This is a genomic window from Quyinboa sediminis (genome assembly GCF_042219855.1).
In the GTDB taxonomy this organism is placed as follows: Bacteria; Bacteroidota; Bacteroidia; order Bacteroidales; family UBA5342; genus JBHJHP01.
Genome location: NZ_JBHJHP010000002.1, coordinates 137,368 through 159,502 on the forward strand (window position 1 = coordinate 137,368; position 22,135 = coordinate 159,502).

19 protein-coding genes are annotated in these 22,135 nt (G+C 40.5%); 11 read left to right on the plus strand and 8 right to left on the minus strand.

All coding sequences use genetic code 11. The features are described 5' to 3' along the window. Nucleotides 1-14: 14 nt before the first annotated feature. The 3 genes from ACE1EF_RS05825 to ACE1EF_RS05835 are packed head-to-tail and all read right to left on the minus strand — an operon-like array spanning nucleotide 15 to nucleotide 1,427. Nucleotides 15-548, minus strand: a complete 534-nt coding sequence (locus tag ACE1EF_RS05825) for a DUF4252 domain-containing protein (protein ID WP_375719687.1) — start codon at nucleotides 546-548, stop codon at nucleotides 15-17. After that, nucleotides 545-943: a hypothetical protein gene (locus ACE1EF_RS05830; protein WP_375719688.1), complete on the minus strand. Its 399-nt coding sequence runs from the start codon at nucleotides 941-943 to the stop codon at nucleotides 545-547. The genes ACE1EF_RS05825 and ACE1EF_RS05830 overlap by 4 nt, the downstream gene beginning before the upstream one ends. Then, a complete protein-coding gene (locus ACE1EF_RS05835) occupies nucleotides 921-1,427 on the minus strand; it encodes an RNA polymerase sigma factor (protein WP_375719689.1) in 507 nt (168 codons plus the stop codon). The genes ACE1EF_RS05830 and ACE1EF_RS05835 overlap by 23 nt, the downstream gene beginning before the upstream one ends. Nucleotides 1,428-1,624: 197 nt before the next feature. On the opposite strand from ACE1EF_RS05835, the gene ACE1EF_RS05840 reads away from it, so the two are divergent. From ACE1EF_RS05840 to cysK, 11 genes are all read left to right on the plus strand, one after another. Next, a complete protein-coding gene (locus ACE1EF_RS05840; protein ID WP_375719690.1) occupies nucleotides 1,625-4,099 on the plus strand; it encodes a TonB-dependent receptor in 2,475 nt (824 codons plus the stop codon). A gap of 3 nt (nucleotides 4,100-4,102) precedes the next feature. Continuing rightward, entirely contained in the window at nucleotides 4,103-5,143 is a 1,041-nt protein-coding gene (locus ACE1EF_RS05845; protein WP_375719691.1) for a DUF4249 domain-containing protein, read from the plus strand. 205 nt (nucleotides 5,144-5,348) lie between these two features. Beyond that, entirely contained in the window at nucleotides 5,349-8,060 is a 2,712-nt protein-coding gene (gene ppdK / locus ACE1EF_RS05850) for a pyruvate, phosphate dikinase (RefSeq protein WP_375719692.1), read from the plus strand. Nucleotides 8,061-8,299: 239 nt separating this feature from the next. After that, the gene (locus ACE1EF_RS05855; protein ID WP_375719693.1) at nucleotides 8,300-9,433 is read left to right on the plus strand and encodes a sensor histidine kinase; all 1,134 of its coding nucleotides are present in this window, start codon (nucleotides 8,300-8,302) and stop codon (nucleotides 9,431-9,433) included. Between the two features lie 104 nt (nucleotides 9,434-9,537). Further along, complete coding sequence (locus ACE1EF_RS05860; protein WP_375719694.1) at nucleotides 9,538-10,668, plus strand: sensor histidine kinase; 1,131 nt, start codon at nucleotides 9,538-9,540, stop codon at nucleotides 10,666-10,668. A gap of 95 nt (nucleotides 10,669-10,763) precedes the next feature. Continuing rightward, the gene (locus ACE1EF_RS05865; protein ID WP_375719695.1) at nucleotides 10,764-11,348 is read left to right on the plus strand and encodes a BamJ family beta-barrel-assembly machinery protein; all 585 of its coding nucleotides are present in this window, start codon (nucleotides 10,764-10,766) and stop codon (nucleotides 11,346-11,348) included. Between the two features lie 16 nt (nucleotides 11,349-11,364). After that, the gene (locus ACE1EF_RS05870) at nucleotides 11,365-12,063 is read left to right on the plus strand and encodes a BamJ family beta-barrel-assembly machinery protein (RefSeq protein ID WP_375719696.1); all 699 of its coding nucleotides are present in this window, start codon (nucleotides 11,365-11,367) and stop codon (nucleotides 12,061-12,063) included. A gap of 94 nt (nucleotides 12,064-12,157) precedes the next feature. Next, nucleotides 12,158-12,619 (plus strand): peptidylprolyl isomerase, encoded by a 462-nt coding sequence (locus ACE1EF_RS05875; protein ID WP_375719697.1) that lies wholly within the window; start codon nucleotides 12,158-12,160, stop codon nucleotides 12,617-12,619. A gap of 7 nt (nucleotides 12,620-12,626) precedes the next feature. Then, nucleotides 12,627-12,998 carry a DUF3127 domain-containing protein gene (locus ACE1EF_RS05880; protein WP_375719698.1) on the plus strand — a complete coding sequence of 124 codons (372 nt, stop codon included), beginning with the start codon at nucleotides 12,627-12,629 and terminating at the stop codon, nucleotides 12,996-12,998. Nucleotides 12,999-13,009: 11 nt separating this feature from the next. Continuing rightward, entirely contained in the window at nucleotides 13,010-14,614 is a 1,605-nt protein-coding gene (locus ACE1EF_RS05885) for a S41 family peptidase (protein ID WP_375719699.1), read from the plus strand. Between the two features lie 72 nt (nucleotides 14,615-14,686). Continuing rightward, nucleotides 14,687-15,610, plus strand: coding sequence for a cysteine synthase A (gene cysK, locus ACE1EF_RS05890; RefSeq protein ID WP_375719700.1), 924 nt, complete (start codon nucleotides 14,687-14,689; stop codon nucleotides 15,608-15,610). Between the two features lie 53 nt (nucleotides 15,611-15,663). On the opposite strand, the gene fbaA is transcribed toward cysK, so the two are convergent. The 5 genes from fbaA to ACE1EF_RS05915 form a co-directional block, all read right to left on the minus strand. Further along, nucleotides 15,664-16,743 (minus strand): class II fructose-bisphosphate aldolase, encoded by a 1,080-nt coding sequence (gene fbaA / locus ACE1EF_RS05895; protein WP_375719701.1) that lies wholly within the window; start codon nucleotides 16,741-16,743, stop codon nucleotides 15,664-15,666. Between the two features lie 196 nt (nucleotides 16,744-16,939). Further along, nucleotides 16,940-17,989 (minus strand): LamG-like jellyroll fold domain-containing protein, encoded by a 1,050-nt coding sequence (locus ACE1EF_RS05900; RefSeq protein WP_375719702.1) that lies wholly within the window; start codon nucleotides 17,987-17,989, stop codon nucleotides 16,940-16,942. A gap of 160 nt (nucleotides 17,990-18,149) precedes the next feature. Continuing rightward, nucleotides 18,150-19,124, minus strand: coding sequence for a fibrobacter succinogenes major paralogous domain-containing protein (locus ACE1EF_RS05905; protein ID WP_375719703.1), 975 nt, complete (start codon nucleotides 19,122-19,124; stop codon nucleotides 18,150-18,152). A gap of 27 nt (nucleotides 19,125-19,151) precedes the next feature. Next, nucleotides 19,152-20,807 carry a pectinesterase family protein gene (locus ACE1EF_RS05910; RefSeq protein WP_375719704.1) on the minus strand — a complete coding sequence of 552 codons (1,656 nt, stop codon included), beginning with the start codon at nucleotides 20,805-20,807 and terminating at the stop codon, nucleotides 19,152-19,154. A 255-nt stretch (nucleotides 20,808-21,062) separates the two neighbouring features. Then, nucleotides 21,063-22,106, minus strand: coding sequence for a LamG-like jellyroll fold domain-containing protein (locus ACE1EF_RS05915; protein WP_375719705.1), 1,044 nt, complete (start codon nucleotides 22,104-22,106; stop codon nucleotides 21,063-21,065). Nucleotides 22,107-22,135: the final 29 nt, after the last annotated feature.

Sequence of the window (22,135 nt, forward strand, 5' to 3'; positions counted from 1 at the left end):
AGTGCCCGCTTTTTTTACATATCTAATACATCTAATATATTTATATCCAGTAAACGAGATACCGTAATAATTTCCTTCATAGTCATGTTTCCTGAAACACTGAGAATTAATTGTTCATCATCTTCCAGCGCCATTACAATCAGGTCCTTAATGCGATCCGTCTTTTTATCTTCCAGGATATAAACTGTCAGGCTTTCTCCGTCATCCACCATTTTTACGATCTGATCATATCCCTTGTCCCTGATCTCATTTTTCAGTTTCTTCATTTCATCATCCGGAATAAGCTGATCATCTTCTCCACCAATCAGGATCATCTCGTTAAAATTATCAATGATATCCTCCGGAAAATCAGGATTTCCCTGTAACTTTTGCCTGAATTTCAGTTCAAACATTTTTTTACTCATGTACATCATATTCATGTCCGAGTTGTCCTCATACTTTTCATACAATGTTCTTACCGGAGATTTAAACTGCTGTGCCACTGCGGTCTGGGATAAGAGCAATACTGATATCATCACCAGTAAAAGTCCAATGTGTTTTGTCTTCATAACTGTTTGTTTTGTTGTTTATACTTTTTCATTTTTGCATTTAACCGGTTTACCATATCATCCTGATTCATTTCTTCAATTTTCCGGTTCAGTTTATCAATCTGGTTCATCCTGGCATCAAACCTGAATGTCTCTGATGGTGGTGTAAACTCCATATTGCTAACCATGACCTGAAATGTTCTTAACTGTCTGTTCTGTTTCGCCGAGGGATTGAAAATCAGAAACATTGCAACAATCGCTGCGGCCACAGATGTATAATATACGATCCGCCTCACCCTTGCTGATTTATCAGATTTCATTTTTATCTGAACCCTGTTACCCTGTTCAGTAAGTGCCTGCCTTTCACTTTGGATGGCAGCCTTATATAGTTCGTCAGGATTTTTCTGTGCGCTCATAACTGTAAATTTTAGTCAGTTCCTCCTTTATCATGTTCCTGGCCCGACTCAGAATAACGCGAACATTATTAGTTTTCAGACCGGTCAAATCCACAACCTCAGCTGTGTTCATCATACATACATCCACCAGGTAAATCACTTCCCTGTAATTTCCCGGAAGATTATCAATAGCTCTCCTGAAGTGCATGGTCAGTTCCTGCTTTTCAAAGGTATTCTCAGAGAACATTTCATACTCCACGGAAAACTGCAGATCCATTGTCCGTTTTATTTTTCGAAGGGCATCAATACTTAACGATCTGGCACCGCTGTAGAAATAGCAACGGCATGTCTCCTTTTTAATGGAATCCTTTTTGCGCCATAGTTTGAGATAAAGCTCCTGAAGCACATCTTCAGCCTCCTCCCGGTTCTTTACCAATCCGAATATATAGCCAAACAGCGCCGCTTTATGTTCCAGAAAATGTGTATTGAATTCCTTAGTTCTCAAAAAAATCGCTTTTAAATAAGATACGTTCCAGAAAAAAAAACATTACAATGCAAGGTATTATTTTTTACAGTTTTTATTCTGTTATGCAACTTTTTATCTAATTATGCGTCGTTAATACAGCATATACTGATGAATTTAGATGATGAAACACTATCTTTGGGTGTTAATAATCATATTAACCTAATAATAAAACCCTAATGAACAGGATTTTAATATTGCTATTCTTACTCCCACTTCCACTCTTCAGTCAAAAAGTCAATATAGGCGGTACCATCTCTGACAAAAGCTCTGGGGAACAGCTTATACAGGCCAATGTGTACATCAGGGCACTGCAGCAAGGTACCGTTTCAAACTATTACGGGTTTTACAGCATCAGTGTTGAAGCCGGTAAAGATGTGGAAATCGAATATTCTTATATTGGTTATGAACCGGTTAAGCTGAGCTTGAACCTTAAAAAGGATACAATCATTAATATTGAGCTCAATCCATCTTTAACCCTTAAGGAAATTACCGTTATGGACCGTTCTCCACAGCAAACAGTGGAGACTTCACAGATGAGCACGGTATCCTTGAATCCCAAACAGGTTAAGTCTATGCCTGTTTTATTCGGAGAGGTAGACGTACTAAAAACATTACAGATGATGCCTGGCGTTGCGGGAGGAACCGAAGGTACTGCAGGGATTTATGTTCGTGGCGGTGGTCCTGATCAAAACCTGTTTTTGCTGGATGGTGTTCCGGTATATAACGTCAGTCATGCCCTTGGAATATTTTCGGTATTCAACGCAGATGCCATAAAAAGTGTTGACCTTATCAAGGGCGGATTCCCTGCCCGCTATGGCAGTCGCTTATCTTCGGTTGTTGATATAAGGATGAAAGAAGGAGATCTGTATAATTATCACGGAGAAGCGACACTGGGTTTAATCTCTTCCAAAATCTTATTGGAGGGACCAATCAGCAAAGGGAAAACATCATTCCTCTTTGCGGCCCGGAGAACCTATATCGATGCTGTTGCAGCGCCATTCATACAACTGTCTAATACGGATCCAAACGTCAATATTAATCTCGATCTTTATTTTTATGACATCAATGCCAAGATCAATCATAAATTCTCTGACCACGACCGTCTGTTTTTCAGCATTTATAACGGACGGGATGTGCTGGGTCTTGGGGTCACCGACAAATACAGCTACTCCAATTACGAAGACCGGGATGGAACACAAACCTTAATTACTTACGATAACGAAAGTACCATCGGTTTCAGGTTTTTCTGGGGAAATCTTACCTCGGCACTCCGCTGGAACCATGTTTTCAACAGCAAGCTGTTCTCTAATACCACTCTTACCTATACCAAATACCAGTTTCAGACTAATCTTGGTTTCGACAATAAAAGTAAAATAACCGGAGAGGCAGAAGAATCGGAAAGTTTTGATTTGTCCTATTACTCCAACATTAGGGATTTTGGGATCAAACAGGACTTTGATTTTATTCCGACGCGTAAACAATATATTCGTATGGGAGGATGGTACACCTATCATACCTACACTCCGGGAACATCTGCATTAAATTATAATTCATCCGGTCAGGGTTCACTGCTTGACACTACGCTGGGATTTATCAATATCCCTGCCTTTGAGGTGGCACTGTATGCCGAAGATAACATCGAATTTTCAAACCGGTTAAAGGCTAATATTGGGGTGCATTATTCTGGTTTTAACAAAGGGAAAACCTACTATCAGTCCGTACAACCCAGAGCATCGTTGAGATATAAACTGGATAAAAATATATCGGTTAAAGCCTCGTTTGCGCAAATGACGCAGTACCTGAATCTGTTGGCCAACTCTATTGGAAATTTACCAACTGATTTATGGGTCCCCGCCACAGAAAATATCAAACCACAGGAATCCTGGCAGGCGGCACTGGGAGGAGCCCTGGCTATAAACGATGTGTATGAGATTACACTCGAAGGCTATTATAAAAAGATGGACAACCTGGTTTCTTATAAAGAGGGAGAATCCTTCTTTCTTATCGAAACAAACTGGGAAGACAAAGTAACACAGGGTAGTGGCGAAGCCTATGGCATGGAGTTGTTTTTTCAGAAAACACAGGGCAAACTAACCGGATGGTTAGGCTACACGCTGGCATGGAGCGATCGGTACTTTAAAGATCTTAACAACGGGATGCCTTATCCATTCAAGTACGACAGACGCCATGACCTGTCTGTTGTGGGTAATTATAAAATAAATGATAGCTGGGAGATTTCAGCCAATGTACAGTTGAATTCCGGTAACTCATTTACACTTTACGATCAGAAAATGCCTTTACTGAACAGTCCTGATACCAAACCATACTGGGATAATTACTATATATATGGACCCGACGACGGGAATATCCCGTTTTTTGTGGATGACAATTACTTTTTTGAGTCTAAAAACAGCTACAAAATGCCATTCTACAAACGGGTGGATCTGGGCATAACCTATATTAAAGAAATGACCAGAACCACGCATAAACTCAATCTTAGTGTATATAATCTAACGGCAGCTAAAAATCCTACTTTTATGTTTCCCGGAACCCGGTGGGATCAAAATCTGATGCGGGATTTATTCGTGGTCCGTCAGTTCAGTCTGTTACCCTTCCCTTTGCCAACACTGAGTTACACAATTAAATTTTAGGTTATGAAGTCATTATTTAATACATATCTGGTTTTAATCCTGATCATCCTAAGTTCATCATGCAGTAAGGTTGTGGAAGATTTTCCATTACAGGTACATGAGCCTCAGATCGTAATCAACGGAATGGCACAGTCAGATTCTGTTTTCAGCTTTATGATTGCCAGAACTGCCATGCGGAATAACCTGAACATGGAATGGTCCAGAGTGACTCCAACAGAACTGGAGCTGCTCCAAAACGGCAGCAATGTAAATGTGAGATACAGTAGTGATTCCAATCTGTTTGTTGCCGATAATATTCACGTGAAACCACTGGATAAATTTGACATTAATGTATCTGTTAACGGACTGGAAAGTGCCCGGGCTGATTTGACGGTTCCTGATTCCACGTCTTTTACCGTTGAAAATATAAAAATCACAAAAGAAGAATCAGGTACTCCCTGCTATGATTGTCCTCCGGATTATGTTGAGCCGATACTGTTCAATATCAGTTTAACCGTACTCCTGGATGATGCTCCGGCAACAGACAACTTCTACAGTATAAAAATAGAAAGGGCTTCATATACTTACATTATGAATGATGGAGAATATAAATACACCAATGATTTTCCTCCGCCTGACCCCGAAAACTATGTCTCTGTTGACAGTGTTCTCGTGTTCAACCCGGTAGAGATTAGTTCCTGGGATGGCATATATGAATTTAAAAACGATTACGGACTTTACACCAACACAGATATTACGGAAGAAACCGGTGGAAATATTCTCTATTTTAAAGATCAGCTGCTGCCGGGACTAAAGAATCAGATTTCCGTCAGTTCAGATAATTTCTATTTTTATACCGATATTGACATTCTGAATTTGAGAATAACTCTGACCTCTTACACCAAAGATATGTTTTATTATCTCAGGTCTCTGGCATCGTATAACAGTTATTATGATTTCCCGCTTTCTGAACCGATATACATATATACAAACATTAAAAACGGTCGTGGAATATTTGGGGCAGCGAGTCAGACCAGCCGTCATATCAGGGTAAAACCAGACTAAATAAAAGGCTTTTTTTCTATAAATCCGGCCGGCCTAAGCCGGTAAAACCGGCATTAAAAACAGCTAGAAACCTGCATTCAACAGTCCTTAACAGTCGTAACGGTTTTTTACCTTTTTTACATTTAACTTTTTAAATATTTATCCTACCTTTGTTTCCCATTCTTGAATATTCAAATATTTAATAACTACATATTTAATAATAACTATGAGTAACAAACGAGTTTACACTTTCGGAAACGGCCAGGCTGAAGGAAAGGCCGACATGAAAAACCTCCTTGGAGGAAAAGGTGCCAACCTTGCCGAAATGAACCTTATCGGGGTTCCGGTTCCTCCGGGATTTACTATCACAGCAGACGTATGTACAGAATACAATCAACTGGGAGAACAAAAGGTTGTAGAATTGCTTAAGGATGAGGTTGAAGCAGCAATTGCCAACATTGAAAATCTGATGGGTACCAAATTCGGGGATAAGGAAAACCCTTGTCTGGTTTCAGTTCGTTCCGGCGCAAGAGTCTCCATGCCGGGTATGATGGATACCGTTCTGAATCTTGGACTTAATGACGCTGCAGTGCAGGGTATTGCCAAAAAATCAGGGAACGAAAGATTTGCATGGGATTCTTACCGCAGGTTTGTACAGATGTACGGCGATGTGGTTTTAGGTATGAAACCGGAAAGCAAAGAAGATATTGATCCGTTTGAAGCCATCATGGAAGAGGTAAAAGAAGCCAAAGGCGTTGAACTGGATAATGAACTTGAAGTAGCTGACCTGAAAGAACTGGTATCTAAATTTAAGGCTGCAGTTAAAAAACAAACCGGACACGATTTCCCGGAAGATGCATACGATCAGCTCTGGGGTGCTGTTATGGCCGTTTTTGACAGCTGGAACAACGAACGCGCCATTTATTATCGCCGTTTGAACCGTATTCCGGATGAATGGGGAACAGCGGTAAACGTTCAGGCTATGGTATTCGGTAATATGGGTAAAAACTCAGGAACAGGCGTTGCCTTTACCCGTGACGCAGGAACCGGTGAAGACATTTTCAATGGTGAATATCTGATTGACGCTCAGGGTGAAGACGTGGTTGCCGGTGTTCGTACACCTCAGCAAATCACCCTTGAAGGTTCCCGCCGATGGGCTAAACTGGCCAACATAACCGAAGAGGTCCGGAAAGAAAAATATCCGTCACTCGAAGAAGCCATGCCGGAAGTGGCAAAAGAATTATTTGACGTAGAAACCAAGCTGGAGAACTACTTCAGCGACATGCAGGACCTTGAATTTACCATTCAGGACAGAAAATTATGGTTACTGCAAACCCGTAACGGAAAACGTACCGGTGCTGCCATGGTTAAAATAGCCGTTGACATGCTCGAAAGTGGTATGATTGACGAAAAGAAAGCTTTGCTTCGTCAGGAACCACAGAAACTTGACGAACTCTTACATCCGGTATTCGATAAAAAAGCTGAAGCCGGAGCTGATGTTATGGCGAAGGGTTTGCCTGCATCTCCGGGTGCCGCAACAGGACAAATCGTATTCTTTGCTGATGAAGCAAAAAAATATGATAATACAATACTGGTTCGTATCGAGACTTCACCTGAAGACCTTGAAGGTATGAACATTGCCAAAGGTATTTTAACGGCCCGTGGTGGTATGACTTCTCATGCTGCCGTTGTTGCCCGTGGCATGGGTAAATGCTGTGTTTCCGGTGCCGGTACGATAAAAGTTAACTACAAGGAACGCACCCTGACCATGGAAGGTAAAACCTTTAAGGAAGGTGACTGGATTTCATTGAACGGATCAACCGGAGTGGTTTACGATGGTCGTGTTGCCACTATGGAACCGGAATTAAGCGGTGACTTTGCAAAAATCATGGAGTTGTCAGATAAATATACACGCATGAGTGTGCGTACCAATGCTGATTCTCCCAAAGATGCTAATGTTGCCCGTAAATTTGGCGCTACAGGTATCGGTCTTTGCCGTACAGAGCATATGTTCTTTGAAGGAGAACGTATTAAAGCCATGCGTGAAATGATTTTGGCGAGCGATGTTGCTGGGAGAGAAAAAGCTCTGGCAAAATTACTCCCTATGCAGAGAAGCGACTTCGAAGGTATATTCGAGGCAATGGCAGGATATGGCGTAACCGTACGTCTTCTTGATCCACCACTACACGAATTTGTTCCTCACCAGTTGGCGACTCAGAAAGAACTGGCTCAGGAAATGGGTGTTAGTCTTGATTATGTAAAAAACAAAGTGGCAGAACTCGAGGAATTTAACCCGATGTTAGGTCACCGTGGCTGCCGTCTTGGAAATACATATCCTGAAATTACCGTGATGCAGGCCCGTGCCATTATTGAAGCAGCAGTAAACCTGAAGCAGAAAGGTGTGGATGCCCGTCCGGAAATTATGGTTCCGCTGATCGGTACATTGAAAGAACTTGAATTGCAGTATGAGATTATTCATGCAACTGCTGAAAAGGTTTTTGCCGAAAAAGGATCAAAAGTGGATTACCTGGTAGGAACCATGATTGAAGTCCCGAGGGCTGCCGTTACAGCTGATCAGATCGCTACCAAAGCGCAGTTCTTCTCATTCGGAACAAACGACCTTACACAGATGACCTTTGGTTATTCCCGTGATGACGCCGGTAAATTCCTGCCTGTTTATATTCAAAAAGGTATTCTTAAAAATGATCCTTTTGAAGTACTTGATCAGGAAGGTGTTGGTCAACTCGTTAGAATGGGAGTTGATAAAGGACGTGGTACCAATGCAAAACTGAAAGTCGGAATTTGTGGTGAACATGGTGGAGAACCAAGTTCAGTGGAATTCTGTAATTCAGTCGGAATGGACTATGTAAGCTGTTCACCTTACAGGGTGCCTATTGCACGTTTGGCTGCTGCTCAGGCTGCAATCAAACAGGCATAACAGTAGTATTCGATATAAAAAAAGGGATATTGATTAATCAATATCCCTTTTTTATTTACAGATGCCTAAAACAAAAATTATCTGTTCATTGTTACAGATTAAAGACACCGATTTTCCCGTACTTGCATACAGCCCCGATCCAAATAACCTGGACGAAACGTTCGTTGTGTTAGTGTATTATCATAACCAAAACTCAGCCAGGCATACGTTCCAAAGATTAAATTATTTAATCATTATATATGACGATACAATTTTCACCCGGACAAAAGGATCCAATCAAAGATTTTCTGGAAGAAGCAAATGCTTTGGAAAACATTGCTAATGTCCGTGATCTTCTCGGGACATTATCTTACATTATTTTTATTCTGAACAGGGATAAGGAGATCGTATTTTCTAACGATAACCTTCTGGCAAAATTCAAAATTGTGAATAACCAGAATGTGCTGGGTTCCAAACCCGGCGAAATATTTTCCTGTATTCATGTTAATCAGGGGCCTGACGGTTGTGGCTCTTCAGAATTCTGTCGGTATTGCAGTGTGGTCAATTCCATTGTGGAGACGCATGCTACAAAGATTGTCAATACCAGGGAAGCAAGGGTAATAATAGATAATAATGGACTGGAGGAACAGCTGGATCTTGAAATCACAGCAACTCCATTCAGTTTTGCAGGGCATGATTATACCGTTTTTTCTGCACAGGATATTACGGATAAAAAGCGGAAGGAAATTCTGGAACGTACATTCTTCCACGATATTATTAATATGGCAGGCAGTCTGGATGGGATTATGGAACTGATGGAGGAGATGAGTTGCCATGAAAAAGACAGGTTACTGATAACGGCAAAACGCATCAGTAATACTTTAATCGATGAAATCATGGCACAGTATGAAATTTCAAAAGCTGAACACAATGAGCTAACGGTCAATCCGGAGGAACATAACATAAACTCACTTATTCAAAATGCGATTGACAGTATAAGCCATCACCATGTTGCCAGCAAGAAATCAATACAATACGAACCAGCCTTAATGAACGATACTGTTGTGACAGATAAGGTCATTTTCAACCGGATTCTGGTGAATATGATGAAAAATGCACTTGAAGCCAGCCGTCCAAATGAAACGATAAAGGTAAGTTTGTCAAAGGAAAACGATAAATTTAACATTAAAGTTAACAATAAGCATTATATGCCCAAACACGTTCAGCAACAGGTTTTTCAACGCTCATTCTCCACAAAAGGTTCTGGCAGAGGCATTGGGACCTACAGCATGAAACTACTGGGAGATAGATATTTAAAGGGTTCTGTCGGTTTTGAATCTAACCGGGAATCAGGCACAACATTTTATTTTAAAGTCCCGGAATCCATTCGATAAGCAGGTTCACATTAAAATTAACTTTAATTCTGTTAATTTTATGTTAATTTATTTTGATGTTATAATAATTTTTAGTTAACTTTGTACTAATTAATTATTAGAACATGACATTTGCTCCTGCGAAATACCACTCTGTAAACGCGTTTTTATCGCAAAACATCACACTTGAAAACATCAATAAGATTAAGGATCTGCTTAACTCCTTGTCTTATGTTGTTTTTATTCTGAATGAAAACAGGGAAATCGTTTATGCAAATGAAAGTTTTCTTAATGATCTGAACATACCGGAAGAAGCCTTAAATAACGGTATTAAGCCGGGTGAAGCACTTTCATGCATTCATCATACAGAAGGGCCTGATGGTTGCGGTTCATCGCTGTACTGCAAATACTGCAACTTACTTTCAGTTATTTTAGATGTGGCAGTAACAAAATTACCGGCAACAAAAGAAACACGGATCACAACTAAAAAAGACGGTGTTGAAGAACAGCTGGATCTTGAAATCAGTGCTTCTTCACTTGATATAGAAGGTTCTGACCTGATTGTTATTTCAGCAAAAGATATTACGGATAAAAAAAGAAAAGAATTACTGGAACGTACATTCTTTCACGACATTATTAATTTAGCCGGCAGTCTGGAAGGTATCATGGAAACCCTGGAAGAGATGGATGATTTTGACCGTAAAAAATTTATCCAGTCCGCTAAACGCATCAGCAGTTCCCTGCTTGAAGAAATTGTTTCACAACAGGAACTGGTTAAAGCGGAAAACAACGAGTTATCTGTAAATCCTGAACCTTTCGTGATGCATGAATTGCTCAACGACTCCATAGAAAAGATCAGCCATCATGATGTAGCCAGGGGTAAGAAAATAATTTTCCACCCTCCTTTCGACGATGAAGGCATTATTACAGATAAAGTGATATTTAACCGGATCATGCTCAACATGCTCAAGAATGCACTTGAAGCAGGAAAACGCGGAGGAGAAATCATTGTAAATGTGTACAAGAAAAAGACCAATTTCATGATCGAAGTACACAATAAGGGATATATTCCTGAAAAAACACAACGTCAGATTTTTCAACGTTCATTTTCCACTAAAGGATCAGGCAGAGGTGTTGGGACATACAGCATGAAATTATTGGGTGAACGATACCTGAAAGGTAAAATCGGGTTCACATCAACAGAGGAAAAAGACACTACTTTTTTCTTTCAGATTCCACAAATTTTAACAGCGTAAACCGCTTAATTCTAATAATTTTTAATCCTCAAACTTTTATTTTTTTTGCTCATTTAAAACCGTTATCTTCGCTGCTTAATTTTTAGAGGAGGAAAATGGATAAATTAAGCTATGCATTAGGTCTTAGCGTTGCAGGAAGCCTTATAGGAAGTGGCGTTAAAGAGATGAATTTTGAAAAGTTCAATAAAGGTTTACGTGATGCAATGGAAGGTAAAATGCCGGAAATTTCAAGTGAAGAAGCCCGCCAGGTTCTGAACGATTTTTTTGAATCGGTTCAGCAGAAAGCCAGCGAGATGAATAAAAAAGCCGGAGAGGATTTTCTGAATGAGAATGCAAAACGTGATGAGGTAAATGTACTGCCGAGTGGCTTACAATATGAAGTAATTGCCGATGGCGAAGGGAATAAACCTTCAGCCGGTGACAGTGTGAAATGTCATTATCACGGCACATTAATAGACGGCACTGTTTTCGACAGTTCCGTTCAACGCGGCGAACCCGCAACCTTTGGTGTAAACCAGGTCATTAAGGGCTGGGTAGAAGCATTGCAGCTTATGACTGAAGGAAGCAAATGGAAATTATATGTGCCTTCTGAACTGGCTTATGGCAGTCAGGGTGCCGGACAGGTCATTGGTCCTGATACGGCTCTCGTTTTTGAAGTGGAATTATTAGAAATTGTTTAATTATTATAGCACACACATGAAAATCAAAAATTTATTAGCAGTTGCATTGGTAGCCGTGATGATAGCATCATGTTCCAATAATCAATCGTATAACAATGTTCCTGTAGCATCTCAGTCAGACAGTACATTCTACCTGATTGGTTATGATTATGGTAAACAATTATATGAAAACAGAAATCAGGTTGCAGGTGACAGTGTGAATCTTGACCTGGTTGCAGCAGGTTTTGTGGCTGGTGTAAAAGGCAATGAAAGCAAAATTGAGGTTGAAGATGCCCAGACATTTATCCGTAATTATTTTATGGCTGCACAGAAAAAACAGGCTGAAGAAAATCTTGTTAAAGCTGAAGACTTTCTGTCTGAAAATGCAAAACGTCCGGGGGTAACTTCACTGGCCGATGGCAAGTTGCAGTACGAAATACTGAAGGAAGGTGATGGCCCAAAACCAACAGCAGAAGATAAAGTTGAAGTGGATTACGTAGGTACTTTGATTGACGGAACAGAATTTGACAGTTCAATCAAACGTGGACAGCCGGCTACTTTTGGTGTTAAAGGTGTTATTAAAGGCTGGACTGAGATTCTGCAGTTAATGCCTGTTGGTTCAAAATGGAAAGTTTACATCCATCCTGACCTGGCTTATGGTGCAAGAGGAAACCAGTCTATTCCCGGAAATTCAGCTCTGATCTTCGAAATGGAGTTAATTGATATTAAAAAATAAGAATAGTCATCGGTTTTAAACCGTTTTTATAAAAAATTTCTTTAATTGTATCCCGGTTGCTCCCGCAGCCGGGTACATTTTTATTATAGAACTTATGTTAACAGCAGAATTTCACACATCAAAAGGCGTTATGGTGGCTGAACTTTACGAAGATGATGCCCCAAAAACAGTAGAGAATTTCGTAAAATTATCGGAAGATGGTTTTTACGACGGTCTGGCATTTCACCGTGCTATACCTGACTTTGTCATTCAGGGAGGTTGTCCCTTTTCAAAAGACATGAGTGATCCAAGGGTTGGAACAGGTGGTCCGGGTTATAAAATCGACTGTGAGCTGGACGGTGAAAAACAATATCATGACCGTGGTGTTTTATCTATGGCACATGCCGGAAGAAATACAGGCGGATCACAGTTTTTTATCTGTCACAGCAGAAAGAATACAGCACATCTGGACAGACAACATACCTGTTTTGGAAAAGTTGTTGAAGGTGTTGATGTGATTGATAAAATAAGAAAAGGTGATGAAATTGAAAAAATAATCATACTCGAAAAAGACTAACATATCCATGAATTTTGAAATTGAAGGAAAACTAATCCTGAAAGAAGACGAACAACAGATTTCGGCTTCATTTAAAAAAAGGGAGTTCGTCATTGAAGTTGTAAATGAACGGAATACAGAATGGAACGATTTTATTAAGTTTCAGCTGACACAGGACAGGTGCAATCTTATTGACCAGTACAATAACGGGGATAATATAAAAGTCAGTTTTAATATCCGCGGCAGAAAATGGGAAAAGAACGGACAGGTAAATTACTTTTCCAATCTTGAAGCCTGGCGCATTGAAGGGGCTATGGTTCAAAACGATCCTGTACCTGCAGATATCCCGCCACCGGATACGAACAATATTCCACCGGAAAACGACGACTTACCATTCTAAATCCAAATATCATGATTCGCAAAGCATTTCTTTTTATTTTTCTTTCAGCTTTAGCCCTGTCCTCCACAGCGCAAAACACGATACGGTCCAAATCGGATGTGCAACTGTATAAGCTATCCGTAGCTGCGCGTACCATAAGCGCTTACTATGTGGATACCGTAAACAAGGAAGAAGTTGTTGAAGATGCCATAAAAGCAATGCTTGAGGATCTTGATCCCCACTCTGTATACATGAACAGCGAAGAGGTCAGGCGCATGAATGAACCTCTTCGCGGAAATTTTGAAGGCATCGGCATACAGTTTAATATTCTTGATGACACCTTAATGGTTGTCAATCCTATTCCTGGAGGCCCATCAGAAAAAGTGGGAATTCTGGCAGGTGACAGGATCATTTATATTGATGATGAAATGGTGGCCGGCATTGGTTTGTCCAATAAAGAAGTAACAGATAAGCTGCGTGGCGATAAAGGTACCGAGGTGACAGTAAGGATTAAACGAAACGGGACCCGGAAACTTATGGATTTTACCATTGTACGCGATAAAATTCCAATCCACAGTCTGGATGCTGCCTATATGGTCAATGATAACATCGGGTACATTAAGCTTAACCGGTTTTCCGGAACAACATTTGCTGAATTTACAGAAGCCCTGGATGACCTGAAGAAAGATGGAATGAAAAGCCTGATTCTGGATTTGCAGGGCAACGGGGGCGGCTACCTGAATGCTGCCATTAACCTGGCCGACGAATTTCTTTCTAACAACAAGCTTATAGTGTATACAGAAGGACTGAACAGTCCTCGACAAACCTTTAGAGCCACCAAAGGTGGTAAATTTGAAAAAGGAGAGCTGGTTGTACTCATTGATGAATCCTCGGCCTCCGCCAGTGAAATTCTATCGGGTGCGATCCAGGACTGGGACAGAGGTTTAATCATCGGCAGAAGAAGTTTTGGAAAAGGATTGGTTCAGCGTCAGTTTAATCTGCCGGATGGTTCTGCCATGCGATTGACAACATCCAAGTATTACACACCATCAGGGCGGTTGATTCAAAAACCATATGACCATGGCAGGTCAGAATACCGGAAAGAAATTATCAACCGCTATAACAATGGCGAACTGATTTCGGAAGACAGTATTCATTTCCCAGATTCATTAAAATACAGAACACTGGTTCTGAACAGAGTGGTATATGGCGGCGGAGGAATAATGCCGGACATTTTTGTGCCTATCGACACAACAGTAATCACCGATTATCACCGCAATCTTGTTGCCAAAGGTGTAATGAACAAAACAGTTTTGAACTATGTTGACAAACACAGACAGGAATTAAACAGTCTTTACCCTGTTTTTGCGGTGTTTGACAGCAAATTTGTTGTCACACAGGACATGCTTGATGAGCTGATCGCAAATGGTGAAATGGCGAAGGTGGAATTTAATGAAGAACAGTTCAAACATTCACTTCCATTGATATCAGCACAGTTTAAAGCACTGACAGCCCGTGACATTTTCGACATCAGTGAATATTACCAGGTGATGAATGAACAGGATGATATTTTTCAGAAAGCAGTGGAAGTCCTTTCCAACTCAGGAATGCTGGAAAAGAAACTTTCGGAAAAGTAGTTAATTTTCATGAATCAGACCTGTAAAGGTTCCTGTTACAGTTTATCATGAAAACAATCTAACAGTATTATAATGAAAGTTGCAAACAGCGTAGTCGATCTGATCGGGAATACCCCGTTAGTCAGACTTAACAATCTCACAAAAGGAATTGATGCCCATGTTTTTGTCAAGCTGGAATCGGCTAATCCCGGTGGATCAGTAAAAGACAGACTTGGCCTGGCACTGATTGAAGATGCAGAAAAGAGAGGCATCCTGAAACCGGGTGGAACCATAATTGAACCCTCTTCAGGGAATACAGGCATAGGTCTGGCCATGGTTAGTGCAGTAAAGGGATACAAGGTTATTATTGTAATGCCTGAATCTGCCAGTATAGAGCGCCGCAAACTGATGGAAGGTCTGGGAGCACAGGTCATTCTTACACCGGCCACTGAAGGCATGAAAGGAGCTATATCGAAGGCTAATGCTTTACTGGAAGATATTGATGGATCATTTATGCCTATGCAGTTTGAGAACCCGGCCAATATCGAATTTCACAAACGCACTACAGCAGTTGAGATATGGAATGACACGGACGGAACCATCGATTTTTTTGTATCCGGTGTTGGTACCGGAGGTACCTTTTCCGGAGTATCCACTGTTCTTAAGGAGAAAAAACCTTCCGTAACAAATGTAGCTGTTGAGCCGAAAGATTCTCCGGTTTTATCAGGTGGTGAACCCGGGTCTCATAAAATACAGGGAATTGGCGCCGGTTTCATCCCTCAGAACTGTAAAACAGAACTTATTGATGAGATTGTCCCGGTTTCTAATGAAAATGCCTTTGAAACAGCCCGAAGGCTGATGAAAGAAGAAGGAATAATCTGTGGGATATCATCCGGTGCTATTGTATGGGCCGCACTGTCTCTGGCAAGTCTGCCTGAAAATAAAGGAAAAACATTTGTCGCCATAGTATGCGACACTGGTGAACGGTATCTGAGTACATCATTGTTTCACGAATAAAATAAAAAAAGGCGCCAGGGCGCCTTTTTTATTTCCGGAACTACATATTCTCATTAATATGTGTCGATATTATTAAGATCGTTAAATGCCTGCTCTAATCTGGCTACCAGAGTTTCTTCCCCGGCACGCAACCATTTTCTCGGGTCATAATATTTCTTGTTTGGCTTATCGTCTCCTTCAGGATTTCCAATCTGAGCCTGAAGATAATCATGGTTTTTAGCTTCAAACTGACGTACACCATCCCAGAATGCCCACTGCGTATCAGTATCAATATTCATTTTAATTACACCATAACCAATGGCTTCACGAATTTCTTCGAGTGATGATCCCGAACCTCCATGGAATACAAAGTTAACTGGCTTGTCAACAGATAATCCATCTTTTTCCTTAATATATTCCTGTGAATTGCCAAGGATGGAAGGCTTCAGCACCACATTTCCCGGCTTGTAAACACCATGGACGTTTCCAAAAGAAGCAGCTATGGTGAAGTTGGGAGAAATCTGGCTTAACTCTTTATAAGCATAATAAACATGCTCAGGTTGAGTATAGAGTAAGGAGTTATCCACACTGGAGTTATCCACACCATCTTCTTCCCCACCGGTGATTCCTAATTCTATTTCAAGGGTCATCCCCATTTTACTCATCCGTGCAAGATATTTCTTGCTGATTTCGATATTCTCTTCAAGCGACTCCTCAGAAAGGTCGAGCATATGAGATGAAAACAATGGCTTTCCTGTTGCTTTGAAATTTTCCTCACTGGCATCAAGTAATCCATCAATCCAGGGAAGTAATTTTTTCGCTGCATGGTCAGTATGTAAAATAACCGGAATACCATAAGCTTCAGCAACGGTATGTATATATTTTGCTGCAGCAATACCACCCAGTATTGCTACTTCCTGGCCTTCACCAGATGCACCTTTACCAGCAAAAAATGATGCACCACCATTTGATAACTGTATAATTACCGGAGAATTAACTTTTTTTGCTGCTTCCATAACTCCGTTAACTGAGTTTGAGCCAACAACATTAACTGCAGGAAGTGCAAACTGACCTGCCTTTGCTAATTCAAATACTTTGTTTACATCTTCACCGAATATGACACCCGGTTTAACATAGTCTGAAATTTTACCCATTGTATTTTATTTTTCTGTAATTAATTTTTTGCAAAAATAAGTTTTAAATGTTGAATAACATAAAATGTTTATCTAAAAAGCCTTAATAACACGAAATTGTCAGGGATGGTTTCAAAAAGAGAGCATAATTATAAAATCCTCACAATAAAAAACCCGGATAAATTTTACCCGGGTCTTTATTACCTGTAAATACGTTTTATTGCTTAATAAAGCTACCAACGTTAACTTTATTCTGACCAATTCCTTTTACAATATATTTTCCGTTTGAAAGATCATTTACATTTAATGTAACGTTGCTTTCAACATTGTTTACAGACTTAACCAGTGCTCCGGTTAAATTATAGATTTCAATGGTATTGAAATCAGATACCTCACGGATAGACAATGAGCTGTTAACAAAAGTTGGCTGAATTTTTAATGTTCCGATTGACGCTTTAGGTGCATTAAAGCTGGTAGCTAAATTATTGTATAATTCTGCAACCTCGTCAGCAGATAATGCCTTATTCATGATCATAACCTCATCTACTGGTCCCATGGTTACATTGGCACCGGTAACATAATTGCCAATCACCAAATCCTGTCCGGCAATATTTAAATCACCGGTTGCATCAACCATTTCGCCAATTTGTGCTCCATTAAGATATAGATACAAATTACCTGACTCCCGATCTCTTACACCCACTATATTTACCCATTCTCCAGTTGGATAAGGATTAGCAAGATCAGCAATATTAACACCTAATTGCGTTTTCCCACCAAAATCATCATTATCATCAATTGCAAATCGAATTTCACCTTCTTTCGTTTGAATTGTATACCTGTATCCATTGGCATTATTTACGGCATTCCCCTCAAAATCTGTCGCATCCGGACCATTCGTACCTTTAATAATCTGCGTTTGCTCTGCTGCAGATGGATCAACAATGGCCCATAATGAAATTGAAAACGATTCAGTTGTAAAATTAATCGCATTTAGATTTGAACCATCATCCTTAACCACCACACCGGCAATGTCACCTGTCACGTAGCTGCTAAAGTCAATAGCCTTACCAGAAATACCATCCGTAAACGTTACAGCATCACCTACGATTGTTCCTGTTGCGCCGGTCTTGGAATCTGAGGCCGTCTCATCATCAAAGGACCAGTGGGAAACAACGTTGGCATCAAATGAAAACTGGGCTTTAGTGACTCCTGTACTGAAGATAAGTGCCAATGTAAATGCAAAAAGTAAATGTTTTTTTCTCATAATGTAAAATTTTATCGTTAGTAAAAAAATTTATGCAATCGATTACAAGATAACCGTTATAAGTCAGGATTCAAAATCCTTCGTATTAAAAAAATGTAATGTGAAACAACCTTAAAAAACAGGAACGCGATTCTGTATTCTTTGCGCTGTCACATTTTGCTTAGTTTTTAACACAGCGCACACTGTTTCCGTTCCATTTCCAGGTGCCGGCCCGTCGGATCTCCATGCGGTCGAACTGAATATACCTGGACCAGGTATTATCGCTCTTCAGCCTGGTTGATGTCCACCAGGTTCCGAATATACCGTCGCCATAAAAAATACTCTCATCATCCCAGGTACGGTCTCCGGTCGGCAATCCGTTAAAGCCTGATTCACCAAACTGTTCATCGGAGATCAGTACGCCCTGCGCCCACAGATGACTTTTGCCTGCCAGTTTAGCTCCTTCATTCGTACCGTTCCATCCGGTTTCTCCGGACTCTGCGGAGCTCATCCCAAGCGACTGCTCCAGTATCTGCCACTCCATGTCGCTGGGCAAATGCCAGCCATCCGGACAGACTCCCTGCACACCGCTGGGGACCTCTGAACTGGTAAAACTCCCATTCATAGCCGCACCCCAGTTATAAAGCGCACCATGACTTACAGCATATGCTGCACTATCGTTATTATACCAGCAAAATGCAAGAGAATCAGTATAAGCCCACGATGAGTCGGCAACACCCTTAAAAATGGGTTGACCGTCAGGATAATGTGTTACCCGAAGGTTCTCCGCCATCCAAACCTGGTCTCCTATCTGTATGGTTTTATACATATTCCCGTCGATATCCGACATTTCTCCATAAACAGTAACACTGCCCAGATCGGATGTGTCGGGGTAACATCCTTCAACTGTTGAAATCACCCTGAAATAGGTGGTTTGATCTGCGACAAAATCCAGCTGATCTGTCACGTTTTCAATGACTTCCCATGTAAGTTTATCAATCGATTTCTCCCATACAATGGTTCCTTCGGTTCCATCCAGTTTTATGGTAACTGTTTCATTCTGATTAACCGCCCGGTTTTTATATCCGTCTATCTGAGCCTCAGAATAAGCTGCAATGATAGTGATAAGGAAAAGTATTATGCTTATTTTTTTCATTTTTCAAAATTTTAAACCATTAGCTGCTTATTTCAAAATAACTTTCGTACTGTACTTTTTATGCTCAGCATAAACATTTACCAGATACTGTCCTGCCGGGAAATCAGACAGATCAATCCGGTTAACCAATCTGATTTTATCTGCAGCAAACATTTTATCGTATATGCATTGTCCCATGTAATTGTATACACGGACTGTTACAGACTCCTTATCTGTATAATGTTCCATGCTGATATTGAAGGTTCCTTCTGCAGGATTCGGATATAATGAAAGTCCGTCATTCAGCGATAAAGCATCAATTGATGTATAGCAATCACCAATATTCTGATTCAGCATAATTGGCTTGATTTCATATGGGATCTCAAGGTTGATGGTCTGATCATTCTGAATATTCACAGTATAAGCTTTGTGTGTCGCTTTATATTTTGAACTCACGACCACCGTTGCAGCACCCGGAATTTCTTGCGGATAAATGATCTTAACTTCCATATCTGAAGACACAGGAACGGCTTCCAGCACAGGCCATTCTGTTGTTCCTGATGGCAGCGTTAATGTTATTTCTTCACTTGCAGGATCAAACCCCGGGACATCCTCACCATTCAGTTTAAGAGCTGAAAGACCGGCCGTTGTGACCTCTTCATCCAGAAATGCTTTAAAATACTTCTTAACAGCAATATATAAGGGATTTTCTGCCACATCCGGCGACCATTCTGTTTTAATTAAAGCCGGATAATTATTTGTGCCAAAAACTGTATCCATAACATAAACACCCGCCTCTTCTTCTGTCAGTCTTTTACTGTAGCTTATTCTGGCATCTGTTGCAGATCCGGGACCATAATTGTTATATTCATAAAACTGCACATTACCTATGTCATCCGGATTATACCATGTATTATCCCAGCCAAGCGGACTAATACAATCGCTCAGATAACAATTCATAAACATCACCTTGGGATAGTCTTTCCAGGGACGTCCAAAATATACATCCTTTACTCCGTATTCAGATGTTACCCAACAATTCTGAAAGACATACCCAAACCTGCTCCTGGAGCTGGTGCTGGCTGCGGTTATCCAACTGCGGTCTCTCAGGTTATGGATCTGGCAACTATCAAAAATAACCGTACTGTTTCCAAAAATATAATCCACGGCTCCAATAATAAGGCAATCCTTAAAATAGTTACGGTACGGTGTGCCGGAATAATAGGTATCCTGAAAACCGATAAATCTGCAATGCGCAAACTGTTGCCTGTCTTTTGTGGCTGTAGCCAGTGCTTCCGCCTGGTTTCCAACCCCGTAACTGTTTTCTATGGTCAGATTTAAAGCCAAAAAGTCTTCTGAAGCAATCTTCACTGATGCCGTTCCAAACCCACCATCACCATGGGTTGGTTGAGCGGTAAGGATTGTATGATCGACATCCTGTCCAATAATGGTCAGATTTTTAACCGTTGAATTCACAGAAATTTTTCCCTCATATACGCCATTCTTTACATATATAACAGCATCCGGAGTCGCAGCTTTTTTAATGGAGTCTATGGCAGCCTGAACCTGGTCAAAATGACCTGAACCATCTCTGGCAACGACCAGGGTTACCTTATCAGCTATTTCGTTATAAAGCTGATCCTGTGCCTTTACAACTGTGGTAAACAAGAACAGTATCAGTATAAACGTTAAATTTTTTTTCATCTAAATGTGTTTTAATATTCACTATTCAAAAACGTTGATATTTCAGGGTAAATTAAAGGTTAGCCTTACATTGCATTAACCGGATTCCGGTCAATAATCGTTCCTTTCAATTCAGATAAAAGAGTTGAGAACAAAGGCATTCATGATCCTGCAACAAATGCAAAACAGCCCATCACATAACTTTCATTATGCCGATGGGCTGATACATTATCTAACCTTAATAAGTTTTTTTCGCGGATTAGACGTAATTCTGTATTACTGCTTTACAAATTTAGAAGCAACTACAGAATAATCCGTACGATAAGCTTTCACAATATATGTTCCCTTCGACAAATCAGACACGTTCACACTCACACTTGGAGCCATAGAAGTATTGATGGTCTTAACCACCTGACCTGTCAATGCATAAACCTCAACTTTAGTTAAGCGTTCAGCGTTATTTATGGTTAACATATCGCTGTAAGGATTCATGGAAACGATAAGTTTTTCCACTTGTTTGCTGTCTACGCCCACTGTCATATAAGCATCGTAGATTGTCTTAATCTGCTCTGCAGTTAAAGCAACATTGTAAAGCTGCACTTCATCAAGGGAACCAAGATAGTTACTACCCCAAAAATTAGTTCCGTCAGGAGCTGCGTTGTTAACACCCTGTGCCACACTGCCAAATGTCAGATCTTCATTATTATGCAAACTGCCTGACATGGTATTTGCAGCATCAGAGATTAACTCTCCGTTCAAAAAGGTATATAAAAATCCTCCGTCCTTATCGAATACACATGCGATATGATACCACGTATTTGCATCCCATGTAAAACCATCAGGGAGATCTCCTGCCGGTGAGGGTAATTCAGATTCATCCCACAACATAAAACGGATTTTACCATCTTTTAATGAGAGATGATACCATCCACCATCAATACCATCTGTTGTAAGAAACGGAACACCTTTACTGATAATGGAATATTCAGTACTACCATCCGGAGACATGGGACTCTTAACCCAACACATCATGGAGAAGTTCCCATCAATATCAGCCGCACCAGATCCGTCAAATCTTGCATAGGCCGGATTTCCATCGGTCTGAGAAAAATCAAGAGCCTTTCCCATATAACCATCTGCCCAGGTTGCTTCTACCGCATTAACCAACTCACCATTTGTGGTTCCCAGTTCATCGCTTACGGCTGTACCTGTTCCTTCGTCAAATTTCCAGTAGCCTACTAATCCTTCAAGTGTTTGAGCCATCCCAATTGTAGATGACACAACAAATAATAACGTTAAAAAGAGTAAGGGTTTTTTCATAATCGTAATCATTAATGTTAGTAAACAAA